The sequence below is a fragment of the Klebsiella sp. GW_Kp182 genome, assembly GCF_040062275.1.
GTDB classification, from domain to species: Bacteria; Pseudomonadota; Gammaproteobacteria; order Enterobacterales; family Enterobacteriaceae; genus Klebsiella; species Klebsiella michiganensis.
The window spans coordinates 1-19636 of record NZ_JBEAFQ010000015.1 but is presented as its reverse complement, the minus strand read 5'-3'; the positions used below and the strand labels follow the sequence as shown (position 1 = coordinate 19636).

The 19636-nt window shown below is 58.6% G+C and carries 11 protein-coding genes, 1 other RNA gene and 1 pseudogene; all 13 read right to left on the bottom strand.

The features are described from left to right. Positions 1 to 281 precede the first annotated feature (281 nt). Positions 282 to 1280 (bottom strand): glycosyl hydrolase family 8, encoded by a 999-nt coding sequence (locus ABLU88_RS15585; protein ID WP_348836991.1) that lies wholly within the window; start codon positions 1278 to 1280, stop codon positions 282 to 284. Positions 1281 to 1291: 11 nt separating this feature from the next. After that, a complete protein-coding gene (gene bcsD / locus ABLU88_RS15580; RefSeq protein ID WP_032751640.1) occupies positions 1292 to 1768 on the bottom strand; it encodes a cellulose biosynthesis protein BcsD in 477 nt (158 codons plus the stop codon). Then, on the bottom strand, positions 1768 to 5820 hold the full coding sequence (locus ABLU88_RS15575; RefSeq protein ID WP_348836988.1) for a cellulose synthase subunit BcsC-related outer membrane protein: 4053 nt from the start codon (positions 5818 to 5820) through the stop codon (positions 1768 to 1770). Before ABLU88_RS15575 ends, bcsD begins: the two co-directional genes overlap by 1 nt. Next, on the bottom strand, positions 5817 to 8225 hold the full coding sequence (bcsB, locus tag ABLU88_RS15570) for a cellulose biosynthesis cyclic di-GMP-binding regulatory protein BcsB (protein ID WP_224384555.1): 2409 nt from the start codon (positions 8223 to 8225) through the stop codon (positions 5817 to 5819). The genes ABLU88_RS15575 and bcsB overlap by 4 nt, the downstream gene beginning before the upstream one ends. Beyond that, positions 8222 to 10333 (bottom strand): UDP-forming cellulose synthase catalytic subunit, encoded by a 2112-nt coding sequence (gene bcsA, locus ABLU88_RS15565; RefSeq protein WP_052958990.1) that lies wholly within the window; start codon positions 10331 to 10333, stop codon positions 8222 to 8224. The genes bcsB and bcsA overlap by 4 nt, the downstream gene beginning before the upstream one ends. A gap of 20 nt (positions 10334 to 10353) precedes the next feature. Next, positions 10354 to 11146 (bottom strand): annotated as a pseudogene (gene bcsQ / locus ABLU88_RS15560) (cellulose biosynthesis protein BcsQ). A 1-nt stretch (position 11147) separates the two neighbouring features. Continuing rightward, complete coding sequence (bcsO, locus tag ABLU88_RS15555) at positions 11148 to 11726, bottom strand: cellulose biosynthesis protein BcsO (protein ID WP_348836983.1); 579 nt, start codon at positions 11724 to 11726, stop codon at positions 11148 to 11150. 713 nt (positions 11727 to 12439) lie between these two features. After that, positions 12440 to 13453: a dipeptide ABC transporter ATP-binding subunit DppF gene (dppF, locus tag ABLU88_RS15550; protein WP_014227185.1), complete on the bottom strand. Its 1014-nt coding sequence runs from the start codon at positions 13451 to 13453 to the stop codon at positions 12440 to 12442. Beyond that, positions 13450 to 14433 carry a dipeptide ABC transporter ATP-binding protein gene (gene dppD / locus ABLU88_RS15545; protein WP_004855320.1) on the bottom strand — a complete coding sequence of 328 codons (984 nt, stop codon included), beginning with the start codon at positions 14431 to 14433 and terminating at the stop codon, positions 13450 to 13452. The genes dppF and dppD overlap by 4 nt, the downstream gene beginning before the upstream one ends. Before the next feature lie 10 nt (positions 14434 to 14443). Continuing rightward, positions 14444 to 15346, bottom strand: coding sequence for a dipeptide ABC transporter permease DppC (gene dppC / locus ABLU88_RS15540; protein WP_348836980.1), 903 nt, complete (start codon positions 15344 to 15346; stop codon positions 14444 to 14446). Between the two features lie 9 nt (positions 15347 to 15355). Then, on the bottom strand, positions 15356 to 16375 hold the full coding sequence (gene dppB / locus ABLU88_RS15535) for a dipeptide ABC transporter permease DppB (protein WP_014227188.1): 1020 nt from the start codon (positions 16373 to 16375) through the stop codon (positions 15356 to 15358). Between the two features lie 107 nt (positions 16376 to 16482). Beyond that, a complete protein-coding gene (dppA, locus tag ABLU88_RS15530; protein ID WP_004855324.1) occupies positions 16483 to 18090 on the bottom strand; it encodes a dipeptide ABC transporter periplasmic-binding protein DppA in 1608 nt (535 codons plus the stop codon). Positions 18091 to 19457: 1367 nt separating this feature from the next. Further along, positions 19458 to 19589: non-coding RNA, RtT sRNA (locus tag ABLU88_RS15525), on the bottom strand. Between the last annotated feature and the right edge of the window lie 47 nt (positions 19590 to 19636).

The window sequence follows — 19636 nt, the reverse complement described above, 5'->3', positions numbered from 1 at the left end:
AACTGAGCGAGCGTCATACAGCCGCCTTGTTGCAATGGCAACCGTTCGCGGCTATCCTCGAATGGTCTAGATGCGAGGTTAGCCCCCGATACGTTGCCAGGTTTATACCAACAACGTGCGGGGGTTTTCTCTTTCCAGCAACCAATTCATCTCTGCCGCCGGGGTTCAAGCCCCCGCAACATTGCGCCTCACCGGGCAAGCCCGGCTTGCCGACGATTCTACGGCGCCCTTCAGATTTCAGCACCCGGCTCGACTGCGTTATTCGAGGCGCATTCCATAGTTTACGCCTGGTCTTTATTTGCCAGCCATACCAGCAGCTTCAGGCTGGCGGAGTAATAGTCTTCCTGGGGCGTAATCTGCGGATCGGCCTGCGCTTCGCCAAGGGTTAAATCGCGTACCGCCAGCAGCCCGCCGGTCATAAACCACGGCGCCACTTCATCGGTATTCACGTTTATCCACGCCGGCGTCTGCGGACGCGGATAGCGCTGGAACCAGTTTTTCCACGGCGTCAGCAGGCTGCTTTTCGAGTCACTCCAGTAGACATACAGCGGAATACGGATCGCATCGAAGCTCATTCGCGTCGGCCACTCTTTTGCCGGCTCCATCTTACCGTCCGCTCTTAAGGCCACCCAGTCGCTGGGAAGCTGCGATTTCCCCCACGCCATGTTTCCCAGCAGCGCCTGGCCATCGCTCTGCAGCTTTCTCCAGGCGGTTAGATGCGTACGCGCGGCGAAGGCCTGCCACGCCGGAAAGATAAAGTAGGAGGGGTTAAGATTCAGGTGGTCGTTGAGATAGAATCCCTTTGCGCCCGGAAGCATCACCTGACGACCGGCAAACGTGACCACCGTAGACTTCAGGAGCGAAGCGGTTATCGCATCCGACGCGCTGCCGTAGGATTTTTCATGCCACTGCTGCTGCGCGCGCAGCAGCGCCCAGGCAATCAGGGTATCACCATCGGTGGCATCGTTTTTGTCCGCCACCGGATTGGGCGCCACCGGATTATAGCGCCAGTAAAACAACCCGTTATCTTTGTTGCGTAGGGTTTTATCGGTCCACTGCCATAGCTTGTCAAAGGCGGGGCGATCGTTATTAGCCACCGCTAACAGCATGGCAAAACCTTGCCCTTCGGTATGGGAGACGTTGCCGTTTCCGGTATCAATAATGCGTCCGTCCGGCATCATAAAACGCGATTTATAGCTTTCCCACGCCGTATCGGCCCACGCGTGGGGAAGCATCATCACCGTCGTCACCACGACTGTCGCTAAAGCACGCAAGGACATAAATTCACCCTTCAGGGATGGAAGTAAAGAAACTGAACGTCAGAGACCGAAAACAGCCGCTCGCGCTGTAACACCACGTGCGCCGCGCCGCCCTGTCCCTGTAGCCAGCGGGAATAAAGCCCCTCGAGTATGGCACAAAACGCATTACACCAGCGGACGCGGCGCGCTTCATCGCGGCTCATCGGCAGCGCCTGATGGCGTAACCGCAGGCCGTCATCGCTAACCTCAACGCTCACTACGCCCCACTGAAAACGGCTTAGCTGCGCATTCATATTGGCTTCCAGCTCACCGAGCGTTTCCGACTCCGGTAGCGGATGCTCATCGGCCAGCGCCTCGCCCATTTGCCGCAGAAAGGGCTGGCTCTCCAGCTCGCCCGCGTTATTGACCATGCCATCAACCATAATCAGCAGCAGATCGAACCACCCGGCAGGGGTTTGCTGCTGCTGAAACCAGGCCATTACCAGCGCATTATTATTGTCCGTCACGATCAGCGATCTCCCAGCATGTAGCGGATATAGAGGCCGGCGGTGCTCTCGTTGTAATCGCCGAAGGTGTCATAGCCCACCTGGCCGCCGAGCGTCATCTGTTTATTGACTTTGTAATCCGCGCCGGCGCGCAGGGTATAGCCGATGCCGCTCTTCGAGGTGGCTGAATAGTAGGCCTCTTTGGCAAAACCGTTGCTCACAGCGGTCTCGAGCGTTTGCTGCCACTCGGCGTTGGTCGGGAAATAGGCGCTCTTATCCTGGCTGTAAGATTGATACCCCACCGAACCGCCAAGCTTCATCGTCCAGTTATCATATTTCTCCGTCAGGCTTACCGGCAGCGACACGCTGACGTAGTTCTGCGGGCTGAAGTAGCCCCCTTGTCCGTAGGTGAAGTAGCTCAGGTTTTTCGAGTAATCCATGTAGCTCATACTCAGCCCGGTCTGCAGCTGACGATACTCATCGTGGTAAGGCCGCAGATAAACCCCTGCGTTGGCGTTGATGCTGGTATTGCTGGCGACGTTTTGTCCCAGGTAGCTATAGCCCCCGCCGCCGACGTAGAAACCGGCATCGCCGTCGTCGTAGCTGAGCTGCAGGGTACCGCCGTTTTTGGTCACCTGCCCCCAGGTTTTGCCGGAGTAGGAATCCTTCAGCCCCACCCAGGAGAGCAGGCTGTCGGTCAGCGAACGACGCTCGCCGGTAAAAATCAGCGACAGATAGTTAGTCAGCTTCGGCGACCACTTCACGCCGCCCACAACGGTATTCAGATCCTGACCCAGCGGCGTGCTGCCGATATCGACGCGATATTCGTCGCCGCTCAGCGCCAGCGCCAGCGCCACGCCGTTGGCTTTTTGCGAATCGGTTGAGCCGCTGGCCCGATCAACGTTAGGTTTCAGATTTGAAGAAGCCAGATAGCTGGCGACCTGCCCGGAATCGTAAGCGCCCAGCTTCGCCAGATTCTCCATGCCGCTGCTGGTGGTGGCGTTAAAGTCTGAAGCATTCAGCGTGCCGAGACCGCTCAAGGTCTCCGCCCCCGGATTGTTGGCAAAGTACGTCGTGCGCTCGGTAGCGGTCATCGCCGCAATCGCCGCCTGCTCGCTGGTGGCGGTGGAGATCATATTGGAGACCGCGTTTGATAGCGGATTCGCGCCATAGCGCCGCCAGGCGTCCCCGGTTGCCGTCCCTGCGTTCAACGTAATCGGCGTCACGGTAAAGTCGAAACGCGAATCACCGAACGGCGAGGAGGACCAGGTCAGCGGGATTTTGATTTCGGTCAGCTTACTGGTGCCGGATTCGCCATCGCGGCCGCGAACCTCCATGCCCCCCTGCAGCCAGGTGCCGGTTTTTTCCTGCAACGTCTCCATCATGGTATCCACCTGGCGCAGCATCCGGGTCTGCGCGGTTTCGACCGGCAGATCGGTGCGCTGGATCCCCGGCAGCGTGCTGCCATCGCCCGTCGATACCTGTGAAACCTGCCACGGCATATATTGCCCGTAGCTGGAGGCGGTACGCGTCGCCGCCGGCGTGCGCGAGACGCCGACGAACGGATTATCCGCCGCCAGCACGCCGCCCACGGTCGGCGTTTGCGTACCGTTGCTGCTCTGTAACCCCAGCAGCCTGCCGCGAGCGCTGCGCAGATAGGTCATCGCCTGCTGATGATGGCCCTGCGATTCGGCCACGCGCGCCAGCAGCAGCAAACGGTCCGGCGAATTATCCGGGCGCAGCCCGCCTGCCAGCTGCGCCGCCCGGTCGTTATCGCCCGCCGACAGCGCGACATCAATAGCCCCGCTGCGCGCGTCCTGGGTCGGCGTATCGCGGGTCATCAGGTAGTCATAGACGACCCCGGCCTCTTTATTCATTTTGCCGCTCTGATAGAGACGCGCCATGGCGAACATCAGGTCGGTATTTTGCGGGTCGCTCTGCATGGCGCCCATCAGCTTGTCATACGCCGCCGCGTAGTTACCCTGCTCACGCAGGCGATCCGCGTCGTTAATCACATAGCCGTTGCGAATGCTGGCCAGCTGCGTCGGCGTACTGCTTGCCTGCAGCTGCGGATTAGTGAGCAGCCTCTGCGCTTCGTTGGTCAGGCCAGCCTGGTTAAGCACCGTCACCTGATCGGCGTAATCCCCGGCGTTGCCGGAGATACCGCCGTTAATATTGTTACGCACCAGCGATACCGCAGTAGTGACATCGCCGCTCTGGGCCAGCAGGCGCGCCAGTTTACCGACATCCGCCGGGGCTTTTGGCGGCGTCGCGGCCATCGCCCTCAGCGTATTGGACGCCGCGACGGAATTACCCTGCGCCAGATACCCCTCGGCCGTCGCCAGCTGCAGGTTGTAGTTCACCCGCTGGTGCAAATCGCGCATCTGGCTGGTCTGGCTGGCGGGAGGAATTCTTGCCAGCAGCGTTTGCGCCTGCTGCCAGCCGCCGTTCTCGCTGGCGAAAAGGGCGGCGGCGTACAGCGAGCTGCTGCTGGCGCCGGAACGATACGCGGCGCCCATAATCGCGTTCGCCTCGCCGTCGTTGCCGGATTTTTGCAGCAGTCGGGCCAGATCGAGGCGCATCCACGCATCGTCCGGATAGCGAGAAACGCCCTGGCGCAGCGTGGCGATCGCCCCGGACACGTTACCGCCGCTGGCCTGCTCCTGGGCCTGTCGACGCAGGGAGTCTCCCGGCGTCCCGGTGACCACGCGCGGCTGCAGCTTTTGCTGCAGGCTTTCCGGCAGCGTTCGCAGCATCGACTGGGCTTCTGCGGTTTTATTCTGTTCACGCAGAACGTAATAGAGATTCTCCCGGGCGGGGCCATTTTGCGGCTGCTCGTTGAGCAGCGCCCGCAGCGTTTGTTCGGCCTGGGGCAGGTCTTTGTTGTGGCGCAGAACGTCGGCGCGGAACAGCTTCGCCGCCGAGCCCTGCGTCCCGCTCTGCTGCGCCAGCGGCGCGGAGAGCGCCAGCGCCTGGCTAATGTTGCCTTGCTTATAGGCCTGCTGCGCCTGAGCAAGCTGGCCGTAAAACAGCGCATCCCCTGCCTGCTGACGCCGGGTTTCAGAGCCCTCGCCGCCGAGATCCGCCGCCCGGCCCAAATACTGAGAGGCCGCCTGAAAATCGCCGCTGCGCTGGGCGATATAGCCCATCCCGGCAAGCGCGTCAGCATCCTGCGGATTGGTTTGCAGGACCTGTTCAAACTGCTGCTTCGCCGCGGCGGTATTGCCGCTGTTCAGGTCAGCGTAACCCTGACCGCGCGCCTGGCCGCTGCGCCGTTCGCGGAAGTAGTTCTGCACTTCGCTATCCTGTGGGTGGCGCTGCATCCAGGTGTCGTAAAACGGCTCATCTCCCGGCTGCGGCCCCATCCACAGCAGCGCCTGACGCAGTCCCGCATCGGCTTCTTTGCTGCCGCTGGCCATCGGCTCCAGCATGGCGATCCCTTCCCGGCGGGTCTCTTCGCGCCAGGTCAGCGCCTTGCCCAGGGCCACGCGCGGCCCGTTTTCCTGCGGATGCTGAGCGACGTACTGACGCAGTTCGCTCAACGCCTGCGGATAGAGCGATTTGTCGCTGGCCATCATCATGTAGTATTCCGCCGCCAGTCCGGAAGGCGGAACGCTGCCGTTGAACATACTCCGCCAGGTCGCCAGCGCGGCGGGCACGTTGCCGCTGCGCGCCTGCTGTCTGGCCAGATTGAGCTGCCCCTGCGGGACCTGCGCCATTTTTTTGGCGCTATCCAGATCCTGCAAGCCGGGACTGTTGGGCGCCGCTTTCTCCAGTCGCGCCCGCCACTGGGCCGCGGCCTGCAGGTTGCCCCCCTGCTGCGCCCACAGCGCCATCAGGTACAGCGCCTGAGCGTTGTTGGCATCCACCGATAACACTTTTTGCAGCGATTCCATCGCCAGCTCGTCGTGCGATTTTTCGTGCCAGTAGTTGGCCTGCGCAAACAGCGCCTGCAGCGCCGCATCGTTACCCGCCGCCTGCGCCTCGCCGAAGGCGCCAAGCGTCAGCGCGCCGGACAGGCACAGCGTGGAAAATTGACGGGCCGCCTTCGTATTCATTTTACCGGCTCTTTTCATTGGCTATCTCCCGACTCCAGGCGCTTGCGGGCATGACGTTTGAACATGGCGGTCAGCGCCAGACCCAGAATGGACGTGGCGATTAACCCCAGCACCGCCAGCAGGCCGGAGTGCTGGTTGGCATACCACACCGCCATCATGTACCACGGCATCTGGCCGCTGGGGAACGGCGTACTGACCTGGAAACTACGCACGCCGTTATCGCTGGTAATCACCGCCGTATCGCCGCGAATACCGGCATTGATGCGCGGTGAATTAAGATCGTCTTCCAGTTTCGCCAGCTGATCGTCGCTGCTGGCCATCGCCACCACGACCACCCGCTGCGGGTTCCACGGCGAGCGATAGCTAATAAACCCGCGCCAGGCGCTGCTGGAAGAGAAATAGCGATCGGCATCCACGCCGTCGGAGGCCCAGTCGCCGCTCAGCCTGCGCTGAATTTTTGTCCATAGCGCCGGTTCACGTACGCTCAGCAGGTTATCGACCGGTTGATAGGGAGAATCGGCCAGCAGGCGCTGATTAAACGCTTTCTGATCGAGGGCGCTCACCGCCAGGACATCGCGAGCGCGCAGGAACAGCGCATTCGCGCCGTCGTCAGGAACGCCCAGCATCACGCGGTTATTGGCCAGCGCTTTACCGGTCGAATTACCCGAACGGGCGGCCAGATTCAGCATCGTCGCGACCTGCGTTTCCGAAGGCTGTTCCGGCAGCAGCAGCGTGGTTTGCGAATAATCCGCCAACCGGGAGAACGGGAACGACGCGCCGACAAAATAGGAAAGATTCGGCAACAGCGAGAAGTGCCGCGTACCGCTCAAATCGATCCACGAGTCGTCGGTGATGCGGCTTTTAATCGTGCTGTTCAGCAGAACCGAACAGGGCGCGCTGTCCTTCGGCACCAGATTGAAATAGAGCGAGAGCTGGTTATCGCCGTAAATCAGATACGGCGCCAGCGGGATAGTGAAACGCTCCTGACGCGCGTCGCCGCCCAGGTGACGCCAGAGCTTCTCCAGCGGACCCTGTTTATTCATCGGCAGGTTGTTGAGGAAGGTGTTGTTGAGCGTCACGCTCAACAGCGACTTATCCTCGTTAATCCAGCTCTCCGACGGGAAACGGTAGCCGATCTGCAGGGGAATGGTTTCGCCATCCCACAGGTAGAGGTCCGGCGCGGCGCGGAAGGCCACGCGTAGCGGTTCATGCCATACGCCGCTGACGGTCATACTTTGATCCTGGCGGATCAGCTCGCTGATTTTTACCGGCCGATCGGTGGCGATCCAGCGCGGGGCGTCGTACGGCTTGCTGACGGCTATCGTCTGCGGATCAACATCCATGCTGGCCGTCTGCGGGGCGAAATCGCCGCGGGTCAGGCGCCAGGCGGCCATCCGCAGCGCCGCGTCGTTCTGGCCGACGATGAGCAGCAGCTTATAGGCCGGATTGCCGGGGTTCTCAACGATCCGCAGCAGCGGCTTGTCGGTTTGCGGTAGCGTCAGGCCGCCCACCCGATCGCCAGGGTGGCCGATGATAATACCGTGCTTCTCGGGCAGGCGATCGCGCAGCGCGTCAAAAGCGATACCGCGATAATCGGCCTGAATACCCAGCCATGACGACACCAGCGCCGCAGCGCTGAAAATATCCGCCGTTGGTTTCTCCGGATACGCGATAGCGATATCCGCCGGCGTCATCTGCATACTGTCGAAAAACGGGCGCGGGAAATGGCCTAAATCGTTGCTGATATTAAGCTGCTGGCTCTCCCAGCTAAAGTGGGAGGCGGGCAAAATGGTCACCCGCGAGGTGTCGTGAATATCGAGCCGGCACTGCATTGCATCGCCGTCGTTAATCTTAAAGCTCAGGTTGTTGCTGGAGACCATCAGCGCCGCCGGGATATCCAGCTGATAGTGCGAGATCTCCTCGCCGTCCGCGCCCAGCGGTAGCGTGCCGAGCGGCTGGCCGTTGAGCATTAACTGCAGCGTGGCGTTGCGGGACGCCATCTCCGGCGAGACCTTAACATCCAGCATCAGTTGGGCGTGGGTGACCACCTGATCGGAGGGCAGCGTAAAGCTGGCGCCGCCCTGGTTTTGTCCACCGCTAAGGATGATGCCGTCCGGCATGCCCATCTGCATGAGGTTCAGGTCTCCGCCGACAATCGGCGTTAGCGGCACCGTATCAGCGACCCCAGAGGCAACCGGCGACGGCATCGCGGGTAGCGAAGCCGGCTGAGGGACGTTTGCCGGCGCGGGCTCCGTCGTGGCGGGCGAATTCGACTCGCTGGCAGGCGCCGACGCGCCGCTGGCTCCCGCATCAGGTAGCGGAAAATTAAGCGGCGGCAATGCGTCCGGGGGCGTTTCCTCGCTATGCAGCGCTGGCGCAGAGAGCATACCGGCCAGCAGCGCAAGCGTCGTTAAACGTTTCATAGGCTGCCATCCTCCTGCGCTGGATTCACCGCAGGCGGCTGACGACGCTGGCTACGGCGCGTCTTCCACGTCAGCCAGAACAGTTCGAATACGCAGCGCAAAATGGTGGCAAAAGAGCGGAACGGGTTGTCCTGCGGGCGCGGCGGGTTAATCCACGCATCGGCGCGGGCCAGCACCACGCGCACCAGCTCGCGGCGGCGGGAGAGCTGAATATTTTCATCAAATTGCAGACGAATAAACTGGTCGTCAGCGGTGACCTGGCGCACCGGGATCGAAATCGCGCCGGACTGGAGAATCAGCTCAATCTCTTCGATTTCATCCTGCAGGTGACGCTTATCCGGCGCGCTTACGCGGCAGCCGCCCATGGACAGGTCCGCGGTGTGGCTGCGGGAGACAATGCCGCTGGTGTAGTGGATCAGCACCGGAATATCGACATCAATACGAATCGTTTTTCGCACCTGACGGGTTTCGCGCGCCACGGCAATGGCGGCCAGCAGGAAGATCAGGCTGTAAATCCCCCAGCCGACGTTCAGCGCGATAACGTTCGGGTCTGAGCCAAAGTAGTCGTGACCGATGGCGCGGACGATACCGACCACCACCCCCAGGCCCAGCAGACAGGCGACGACCAGGTGCGGTCTGACGACGGTAAAGTCGAAGTAGCCCACGTCCAGCAGGCCGCCTTTATCGGTCACGTTGAATTTCCCGCGTTTGGGGAAAATCATGGTCACCAGCGTCGGCAGCACCAGGTGGAACGCCAGCACGATATCGTAAATTTCGCCCCAGAAGCTGTAACGATAGCGGCCGTTCATGCGCGAGCCGACATAGATCGCGAGGAACAGATGCGGCAGCGCGTAGGAGACAATCAGGCTGGCCGAGGAGTAGATGATATTCAGGTTGAACAGCAGGTAGGCCAGCGGTGCGGTGACAAAGACCACCCGCGGCAGGGCGAACTGATAATAGAGCATGGCGCTGAGATAGCACAGGCGCTGCTGGAACGTCAGCCCACGGCCCAGTAGCGGGTTATCCAGACGGAATATTTGCGTCATCCCGCGCGCCCAGCGGGTACGCTGAATCACGTGCACCACCAGACGTTCGGTGGCTAAGCCGGCCGCCAGAGGTATATCAAGAAACGCCGACTTCCAGCCCAGGCGCTGGAACTTCAGCGCGGTATGGGCATCTTCGGTCACGGTCTCTACCGCAAAGCCGCCGATCTGCTCCAGCGCGGCGCGGCGAATGACGGCGCAGGAACCGCAGAAAAAGGTCGCGTTCCAGTTGTCGTTCCCCTGCTGAATCGGGCCATAAAACAGCATCCCTTCGTTAGGAATATTGCGGCCCACGGAGAGGTTGCGCTCAAAGGGGTCCGGAGAATAGAAGTAGTGCGGCGTCTGCACCAGCGCCAGCATCGGATCGTTGAGGAATCCGCCCACCGTCGCCTGCAAAAAGACGCGGGTTGCCACGTGATCGCAATCAAAAACGCAGATAAGCTCGCCGTGGGTCAACGTCATCGCGTGGTTGAGGTTGCCCGCTTTGGCGTGTTTGTTATCGTTACGGGTGATATACCCAACCCCAACGTCGGCGGCGAATACCGCGAATTCATTGCGCTTACCGTCATCCAGCAAATAGATTTTTAATTTATCTTTTGGATAATCAATACACTGCGCAGCCAGCACCGTATCACGCACCACCTCAAGCGGTTCGTTATAGCTGGGAATATAGATATCCACCGTCGGCCATTTGCTCATATCATCCGGCAGCGGGACAATTTCACGCTTTAGCGGCCAGACCGTTTGCAGGTAGTTAAGCAGCAGCATCACCCAGATATAGACTTCCGCCAGAAACAGCCCCATCCCCAGAATCGCTTCGATGGTGGAGTTAAAATGCAGGGTCTGCGTTAAACGGAAATACATATAACGGGTCGACATCAGCAGCGATGTCACCACCATGATGACGGAAACGCTGCGGTTTTTACTGAACCCCATCACAAAGAGAATACCGATGCTCAGCAGGCCAAAAATATACTGCTTTTGGCTGTCCATCGGCGTGATCACCACCAGCACGGCAATGGGCGAAAGTACCAGTACCAGCAACCAGAAAAGCGTCTTTTTCATTCAGCAGCCCTGCAATTAAATTAAAGCCCTGACCTGCGAGGCTGGCTATGCACCTTGCCGTCACCAATATTGATACCCAACTGCGCAGAGATTTTTTTGGCAATAATTTCAATATCAAAGGCGGCTGCGGAGGAGGAGTTAAAGTCCAGGATCGACTTCTGGGAAGCATTCGCTTCCACCACGCTTTCATCACGATGGATGATGCCCAGCAGACGATCGCCCAGCTTTTCTTCCATTAACGCCGTAACATCGCGACTGACCTGGCGACGGTTATCGCTCTGGTTGATCACAAAATAGTGTCCGAGTTTATGGTTGAGTTCGCCCCCGGTCAGACGCTGCTTTTCCACGTGCGCCAGCGCGGACGTCGAGGCGGTATCCGCCAGCAGCGGTACCAGATGCATATCGGCAAGCGAAGTGAGCGCCTTTAGCGCGGGCGAAGGGCCCGGCGGCAGGTCGGCAATAGTAATCAGTCCCGGATAATTGAGTAATGCCGCCAGGCCGCGGGTCAGGAAATGCTCGTCATGGCTCAGGCGTTCATCGAAGGCCTGCCGCTGCGCGTCGCTCACGTCGCCGTAGGGCAAGACGAAAATATTGCTGCCGGCGCTTAATACGCACTGGCTCCAGTCATGGAGCTCCAGCGCTTTCGCGACATAGCCGCGCTCGTCGCTGAGGGGGACGCCAAAATGCAGGCGCAGGGCGTTTTGCACATCAAAATCGAGGGCCAGAACTTTACTGCCTGCGCGGGCCAGCGCCCAGGCCAGATTTGCCGCCAGGGTCGTTTTTCCTACGCCGCCTTTCGGTGAACACACGCAGATCAACGGCATGTCGCAATCCTCTCCAGGAGTGATTTCAGTGACTGATCTTTATCTTTTGCTACCGGCTCCGCGGTTTTGGCCGCAAAAAGATGGGCAAAACCCTCCGTCGTCGGCGCGGCCGCCGGACGAGGCCTGACTGCCGGAGCAGGGACGCTGACCGGTACCGGCTGCGCAGCAGCCTGAGAAGCCGCCGGCTGGGAAGCGGGCGTAGCCGCTGCCAGGCTTTGCGGCAGCGCAGGCTCTACGGCCACCGCAGCAGCAATGTCCGTCAGGGGGGCGGGCTGCGGCGCGGAGGGCGGGATAATCAGGGACGGTGCAGCCAAAGAGGGCGCCGGGGGAGCCTGAACGACCGCAGGCTCCACCTTGTGAAACATATCGGCAGGAACCCGCTGCGGCAGAGGTAAGGAAACTGACCCACCCATGGCCAAAGAAGACGCTTCCTCCGCCGGAATAAGTTGATTGAGAATAACCCAATCCCCTTTTTCACCGGCGGCGGCTTCTGATGAAAGGTCCTTGAATTTTAGACTGTGTGTCCGCGTCTTTTCCTTGAAGCGCTGCAAATCATCATAATGGTTCATAGATAACCTCATGATTTAAATACGTCATATTTAATCTGTTTTAATTGTCATCCCACGCCACTAAAGCGTAGTTTAATTTGTTGTTTTTTGGGCATTTACCCGGCGTTACGGCCGTCACAATACGCTAACTTTAGTCGCGTTTTGATTATTTTGGATAGGTCAGGCTGGTGTAATTCCATAGTGGTAGTGCGGTTACACTAACAGTTCTTTTTCAAAATGATAGCCCCATTTTTTGGGCGGCTGCGCCGTCAATCCCCCCGCAGCCTGCCAGGCTATTAGCAGATCGTAGTTTTTTATACTGTCTGAATTTTAAAAAACGGCGTAATACACGCCAGGGGAAGGCTAAAGAGAATACATTTTAATATTTTTTAAGGCGTTTAGAAATCACTTACCGCGCTTAATTAAAATAATAAAATATTGTTCCCGTCCAAAATAAATAGCTCAGGATGTTAGCCAAAAACCAGGAATATAAAGCGTTGACCGAACAACAAGGAACAGTTTTATGCATCGCTTTTGCTGTTAATTTGCTCCGGCTAAAGAAACAATCAAGATAAAGTAAAATACATTCATGTAGTTATCCCGGACTCCCGGGATAGCAATAGTTGTGGCGTAAAATGCCAGTATTGTTCGTTGTCGGTTGTTCCAACAGTGCTGAGTTATGGTTAAAAAAAAGCCGAAGCACAGGCTTCGGCTTTGATTATCGATTGCCTGAATCAGCTCAGGGGCTTCTCGCCGTTCTGATCCTGGTCGACCGCAAAGCAGGCTACCAGCTGGCCGCCGTAGTCCTTCAGCTGCGGCTGAAGCTGGGTGCACGGGCCGAAACGGCGACGGCAGCGGGCGTTAAACGCGCAGCCCGGCGGCGGATTCAGCGGGCTCGGCAGCTCGCCGGTGAGCTTGATGCGCTCGCGGCGGTCATCCGGATTCAGACGCGGCGTTGCCGACAGCAGCGCCTGCGTGTACGGATGCTGCGGGTTGTTGAAGATTTGATCTTTCGTCCCTTTCTCCACGCAGCGGCCTAAATACATCACCATCACTTCATCAGCGATATGCTCCACGACCGACAGATCGTGGGAGATAAAGACGTAAGAAAGCCCCAGATCCTGCTGTAAATCCATCATCAGGTTCAGCACCTGCGCGCGCACCGAAACGTCCAGCGCGGAAACCGGTTCGTCGGCGATCACCACGTCCGGGTCAAGCATCAGACCGCGGGCAATGGCGATACGCTGACGCTGGCCGCCGGAGAACATATGCGGATAGCGGTCGTAGTGCTCGGTTTTCAGGCCCACTTTGGCCATCATCGCCAGCGCCTTCTCCCGGCGCTGCTCTTTGCTCAAGCTGGTGTTGATCTGCAGCGGCTCTTCCAGAATCTGCCCCACCTTTTTACGCGGGTTCAGCGAACCGTAGGGGTTCTGGAACACAATCTGGATTTTCTGCCGGCGCAGCTTCTGCGCCTGCGGATCGTGCTTAAGCAGGTCCTGTCCCTGGTAATAGAGCTCGCCGCCGGTGGGGATTTCAATCATCGTCAGCAGACGACCGAGCGTGGATTTACCGCAGCCGGACTCCCCCACTACCGCCAGCGTTTTACCGCGTTCAAGGGTAAACGAGACGCCGTCCAGCGCCTTGACCAGGCGTTCCGGCGTGAAGAGCCCCTTCTTCACCGGATAGTATTTTTTCAAATCGGTGGCCAGCAACAGAGGCTGTTGCGTGGTGGCCTCATGCGTACTCATAGCCCAGGCCTCCCGGCATCATCAAGTGGGTAATGACATTTCGACTGGCGACCGCCGTTAAGCAGGTTCAGCTCAGGTTCTTCGCTGCGGCATTTGTCGGTCGCATAGGGGCAGCGCGGGTTGAGCAGACAGCCGCTCGGACGGTCGTATTTGCCCGGCACCACGCCCGGCAGCGAGGCAAGACGCGCTTTATCCTGAGCGAACTCCGGCAGCGCGCGCAGCAGCGCCTGCGTATAGGGGTGGCGAGGCGCGCGGAAGATATCCTTCGCGTCGCCGGTTTCCACCACCTGCCCCGCGTACATGACGATGATTTTGTGCGCCGCTTCGGCCACCAGCGCCAGATCGTGGGTAATCAGGATCAGCGCCATATTCTCTTTCTGCTGCAGCTCCAGCAGCAGCTCGATGATCTGCGCCTGGATGGTCACATCCAGCGCCGTCGTGGGCTCATCGGCAATCAGCAGCTTTGGCCGACAGGCGATGGCCATCGCGATCATCACGCGCTGGCTCATACCGCCGGAAAGCTGGTGCGGATAGACGTCAAGACGCGAAGCCGGATCGGGGATCCCCACCAGCGTCAGCAGGTCAATCGCCCGCTGCACGCGGGTTTTCTTGTTGCCGCCCTGGTGCACCTTAATGGCTTCCATAATCTGGTAACCGACGGTATAGCACGGATTCAGGCTGGTCATCGGGTCCTGGAAGATCATCGCCACTTCCGCGCCCACCAGTTGGCGGCGCTCTTTTTCGGAAATGCGCTTCAGGTCGCGACCGTTAAACTCCAGCTTTTCAGCCATCACCCGGCCGGGATAGTCAATCAGCCCCATAATCGCCAGCGAGCTGACCGATTTACCCGAGCCGGACTCGCCGACGATACCGACCACTTCGCCCTGATTTACGCTGTAGCTTACGCGATCTACGGCGCGGAACGGCGTCCCTTCGTCGCCGAAGTGCACCGAGAGTTTATCTACATTTAATAACGCCATCTCGAACCTCTTACTGCTTCAGTTTGGGATCGAGCGCGTCACGCAGACCGTCACCCATCAGGTTAAATGCCAGCACCGTCAGCAGGATAGCGACACCCGGAAAGGTGACGACCCACCAGGCGCTCTGCGCGAACTGCAGCACGTCGGAGAGCATCGTGCCCCACTCCGGTGTCGGCGGCTGCGCACCCATGCCAAGGAAGCCAAGAGCGGCCATATCGAGAATGGCGTTAGAGAAGCCCAGCGACGCCTGAACAATCAGCGGCGCAAGACAGTTAGGAAGAATGTTGATGAACATCTGACGCATCGCGCCTGCCCCCGCCACGCGGGAAGCGGTTACGTAGTCGCGGTTTACCTCTACCAGCACCGCCGCTCGGGTCAGACGCACGTAGTGCGGCAGGGCGACAAAGGTCAGCGCTATCGAGGCATTGACGATCGACGGACCGAAGATGGCCACCAGCACCAGCGCCAGCAGCAGGCTCGGCAGCGCCAGCATAATATCGACAACGCGCATAATGACCGAGTCAACCACGCCGCCAAAGTAGCCCGAGACAAGACCGAGCACCACGCCGAGGATCAGCGACAGTACCACCACCAGACAGCCGACCAGCAGCGACAGGCGCGCGCCGTACATCAGTCGCGACAGGATATCGCGGCCGACGTCATCGGTGCCGAGCAGGTGGCTCACGCTGCCTCCCTCCTGCCAGAACGGCGGAGCCAGCAGCGCATCGCGGAACTGATCCGCCGGATTATAGGGCGCGAGGAAGTTGGCGAAGACGGCGATGATAATCATAACCACGACATAGGCCAGCCCCACGACGGCGCCTTTGTTGCTTTTAAAATAGTGCCAGAACTCCTGCAGAGGGGTCATTGGCACCGGCGCGGCGACAACTTTATTTTCAGTAATTTGTGACATGATGGCCCCTTACTTCTTATGCCGGATACGCGGGTTCACCACGCCGTACAACAGGTCGACCAGCAGGTTGACGAGAATAATCATCGTCGCCACCAGCAGCACCCCGCCCTGCACCACCGGATAGTCGCGGCGCTGCAGCGCGTCAATCAGCCAGCGGCCAAGGCCCGGCCAGGAGAAGATGGTTTCGGTCAGGATGGCCCCCGCCAGCAGCGTACCGACCTGCAGACCGATCACCGTGACCACCGGCAGCATCGCGTTACGCAACGCATGAACGATGATCACCCGCATCCGCGTCAGGCCTTTCGCGCGCGCGGTACGGATATAATCCTCGCCCAGCACTTCCAGCATTGATGAACGGGTCATACGCACGATCACCGCCAGGGGAATCGTCCCCAGCACCACGGCGGGCAGGATCATATGCATTACCGCATCAATAAAATCGCCCGGCTCGCCCCAAATCGCGGTATCGATCAGCATAAATCCGGTCAGCGGCAGGGTATCGTCAAGGAAGACGGTATCGCTGATGCGCCCGGAAACCGGCGTCAGGTTAAGCTGTACCGACACCAGCATGATCAGCATCATGCCCCACCAGAAGATGGGCATAGAGTAGCCTGTCAGCGCGAGGCCCACGGAGGTGTGGTCGAAGATAGAGCCGCGTTTAACCGCCGCCAGCACGCCCACCGGGATCCCGACGATGACGGCAAAAATCATCGCGCAGACGCCCAGCTCCATCGTGGCCTTAAAGCGCGGCACAAACTCTTGCCAAACGGGAATTCGGCTTTTCAGCGAGATGCCCAAATCGCCGTGCATCACGCCCCAAATATAGTTGACGTACTGCTGCCACATCGGTTTATCGAGGCCCATTTCGGCCAGCAGCTGCGCGTGACGTTCAGGGGAAATACCACGTTCGCCCGCCATAATCATCACCGGGTCGCCGGGGATCATATGAACGAAGGCAAAAGTGAGAAGGGTAATACCGATAAATGTTGGGATGACAAGTCCCAAACGTCGGAGAATGAACTGCAACATAACCCGGATTCTCTCTGGAGACGGCCCGCCTGGTGACAGGACGTCTGTATTGCTCACAAATGTCAATTCCCTCTCCCCAAGGCGGGGAGAGGGGAAACACGCTGTTATTATTCGATAGAGACGTTATCGAAGTGGTGTTTACCTAATGGATCGACCACGTAGCCTTTGACCTCTTTACGCACCGGCTCATAGACGGTGGAGTGGGCGACGATCAGCGCCGGAGCCTGATCGTGCATCACGACCTGAGCCTGCTTATACAGCTCAATGCGTTTGTTGTGGTCATCGGTGGCGCGAGCCGGCTGAATCAGGTCTTCAAACGGCTTGTAGCACCAGCGGGAGTAGTTAGAACCGTCTTTTGCCGCCGCGCAGCTGAAGAGGGTGGCGAAGAAGTTATCCGGATCCCCGTTGTCGCCGGTCCAGCCCATCATGACGGTCTGATGCTCGCCCGCTTTCGCGCGCTTGAGGTATTCACCCCACTCGTAGGTCACGATCTTGGCCTGGACGCCGACTTTCGCCCAGTCGGCCTGAATCATCTCAGCCATACGGCGCGCGTTCGGGTTATACGGACGCTGTACCGGCATCGCCCACAGGTCGATGGTGAAGCCTTTTTCCAGGCCTGCTTCTTTCAGCAGCGCTTTCGCTTTCTCTGGATCGTAGGTGTAGTCTTTAACGTCGTCGTTATAGCCCCACATGGTCGGCGGGATCAGGTTCTTCGCGGCCTGGCCTGCGCCCTGGTAAACGGCTTTGATAATCGCTTCTTTGTTGACCGCGTAGGTCAGCGCCTGGCGAACTTTGACATCATCCAGCGGCTTCTTCTCGGTGTTGAAAGAGAGGTAGCCGACGTTCAGGCCCGGCTGTTCCAGCAGCGTGATGTTTTTGTCTTCCTTCATGCGCGCGATATCTGCCGGGTTCGGGTACGGCATAATCTGGCATTCGTTTTTCTGCAGCTTAGCGTAGCGCACAGAAGCATCAGGGGTAATGGAGAAGACCAGGCGATCGATTTTCGGCTTGGTGCCCCAGTAGCCCGGGAAGGCTTTATAGAGAATGCGGGAGTCTTTCTGGTACTGCAGCAGCTGGAACGGGCCGGTACCGATTGGGTTGAGGTCCACTTTCTCCGGCGTACCGGCTTTCAGCATGTTGTCGGCATACTCTTTTGACAGAATAGAGGCGAAGTCCATGGCGAGATCGGCAAGGAACGGCGATTCCGGACGGGTCAGCACGAACTGGACTGTGTTATCGTCCACTTTCTTCACTTCGCTAATCAGGTCAGGTAATCCCATCCCTTCAAAGTATTCATAGCTGCCGCCAGACACTTTATGGTACGGGTTATTGGTATTTTTTTGTCTGTCGAAGGAGAAGACAACGTCATCGGCGTTCAGCGTGCGGGTCGGTTTAAAATCTTTATTATCCTGCCACTTCACGTCTTTACGCAGATGGAAGGTATAGGTTTTCCCGTCTTCGCTAACTTCCCATTTTTCAGCCAGGCCCGGAATGACTTCCGTGGTGCCGGTTTTAAATTCCACCAGGCGGTTATAAATCGGCACTGAGCTGGCGTCATAGGTGGTACCAGAGGTGAAGAGCTGCGGGTTAAAGCCTTCCGGCGAACCTTCTGAACAATAAACCAGGGTCTTCGCTTGTACGCTTGCTGCGACGGTCATGGCAACCAGGCTCAGACCAAGCTTCAGCATCCCTGATTTCTTCAAGGAAATACTCATTATTCTGCTCCAAATGTGATGTTGTTTGCATATATCCGCCAGACCTTTATTTATTTTTATTCGTCATATTGCGAACTACGGATGCGTTGGCTGCGCTCGATAACCCCGGTCACATAGTCATCTATGCTCCTTGGGATTCTCACGCTTGCCGCCTTCCCGCAGCTCGAACTATTTAGAATATACCCGGTCCGGTCGGTGGTGCCCGAAAGCGTTGAGAGAGATGGGGATTCCTTTCACAAAAACGACTGAGTTGCAGTACGGATTCTCCATGAAATGCCCCTCATGCCCTACAATCTGTCAACAGAATGGGGAAACGTCAATACAGCCAACCTGGTTTTACATCCGGTGTGAGAATTGGCGGGCAAAGATTAAAAAAAGTGCAAAGCGCTATTTCCAGCAGAGAAATTTATGCTAGCGGCCAATAGACAGAATAAACGCCTTAATATTTTCCAGCAGCCAGTGATAAGCAATTATGGTAAATGGTAAAAATTTCTTGCGATGTGACCAATATGTGAGCGATAAATAGCGTGAACGTTAAAACGCACAGCGGAAAATGCTGAAGTTATCCATAAGCTTCGCGAAAAAAGATCGGAGTATATATAAAAAAATACAATGGAAGATGTCACAAAATAGGGAATTGGCGCCAGGAAATGAGGGTGGAGGCGTTTTCTTACACTCTTAGCAAGCAGCGTATTTTCCCGGAGGCGATGCTGGCGCATCTGTCCGGGCTACCGGCCCGCAGACAACGCTGAACCCGTAGCCCGGGCAAGGCGCTTTGCGCCGCCCCCGGGAGCGGTGTGCAGTACGGCAGCATTTCCCGGAGGCGATGCTGGCGCATCTGTCCGGGCTACCGGCCCGCAGACAACGCTGACCCCGTAGCCCGGGCAAGGCGCTTTGCGCCGCCCCCGGGAGCGGTGTGCGGTGCGGCTGGATTTCCCGGAGGCGATGCTGGCGCATCTGTCCGGGCTACCGGCCCGTAGACAACGCTGAACCCGTAGCCCGGGCAAGGCGCTTTGCGCCGCCCCCGGGAGCGGTGTGCAGTACGGCAGCATTTCCCGGAGGCGATGCTGCGCATCTGTCCGGGCTACCGGCCCACAGACGGCGGTGAACCTGTAGCCCGGGCAAGGCGCGTTAAGCGCCGCCCCCGGGAGCGGTGTGCAGTACGGCTGGATTTCCCGAAGGCGATGCTACGCATCTGTCCGGGCTACCGGCCCGCAGACAACGCTGAACCCGTAGCCCGGGCAAGGCGCTTTGCGCCGCCCCCGGGAGCGGTGTGCAGTACGGCTGGATTTCCCGGAAACGATGCTGCCCATCTGTAAGGACGACAGATGCAAAAAAGCCTGCTCGTTGAGCAGGCTTTTCGAATTTGGTCGGTGATAGAGGATAACTCGCCACTACGTGGCTCGCCCTGCGGGCCGTTGCTGACGCAACGTTCTCTCGCTCCGCTCGAGTCGAACCTCTACCCCCGGAGGTTCTCATCCTCACAAACTTCAGATGCAAAAAAGCCTGCTCGTTGAGCAGGCTTTTCGAATTTGGTCGGTGATAG

Excerpts from the sequence above, each read along its gene's own strand:
- ABLU88_RS15585 (WP_348836991.1), bottom strand. The coding sequence starts at position 1,280 with ATGTCCTTGCGTGCTTTAGCGACAGTCGTGGTGACGACGGTGATGATG.
- ABLU88_RS15575 (WP_348836988.1), bottom strand. The coding sequence starts at position 5,820 with ATGAAAAGAGCCGGTAAAATGAATACGAAGGCGGCCCGTCAATTTTCC.
- bcsB (WP_224384555.1), bottom strand. The coding sequence starts at position 8,225 with ATGAAACGTTTAACGACGCTTGCGCTGCTGGCCGGTATGCTCTCTGCG.
- bcsA (WP_052958990.1), bottom strand. The coding sequence starts at position 10,333 with ATGAAAAAGACGCTTTTCTGGTTGCTGGTACTGGTACTTTCGCCCATT.
- bcsO (WP_348836983.1), bottom strand. The coding sequence starts at position 11,726 with ATGAACCATTATGATGATTTGCAGCGCTTCAAGGAAAAGACGCGGACA.
- dppF (WP_014227185.1), bottom strand. The coding sequence starts at position 13,453 with ATGAGTACGCATGAGGCCACCACGCAACAGCCTCTGTTGCTGGCCACC.
- dppD (WP_004855320.1), bottom strand. The coding sequence starts at position 14,433 with ATGGCGTTATTAAATGTAGATAAACTCTCGGTGCACTTCGGCGACGAA.
- dppC (WP_348836980.1), bottom strand. The coding sequence starts at position 15,346 with ATGTCACAAATTACTGAAAATAAAGTTGTCGCCGCGCCGGTGCCAATG.
- dppB (WP_014227188.1), bottom strand. The coding sequence starts at position 16,375 with ATGTTGCAGTTCATTCTCCGACGTTTGGGACTTGTCATCCCAACATTT.
- dppA (WP_004855324.1), bottom strand. The coding sequence starts at position 18,090 with ATGAGTATTTCCTTGAAGAAATCAGGGATGCTGAAGCTTGGTCTGAGC.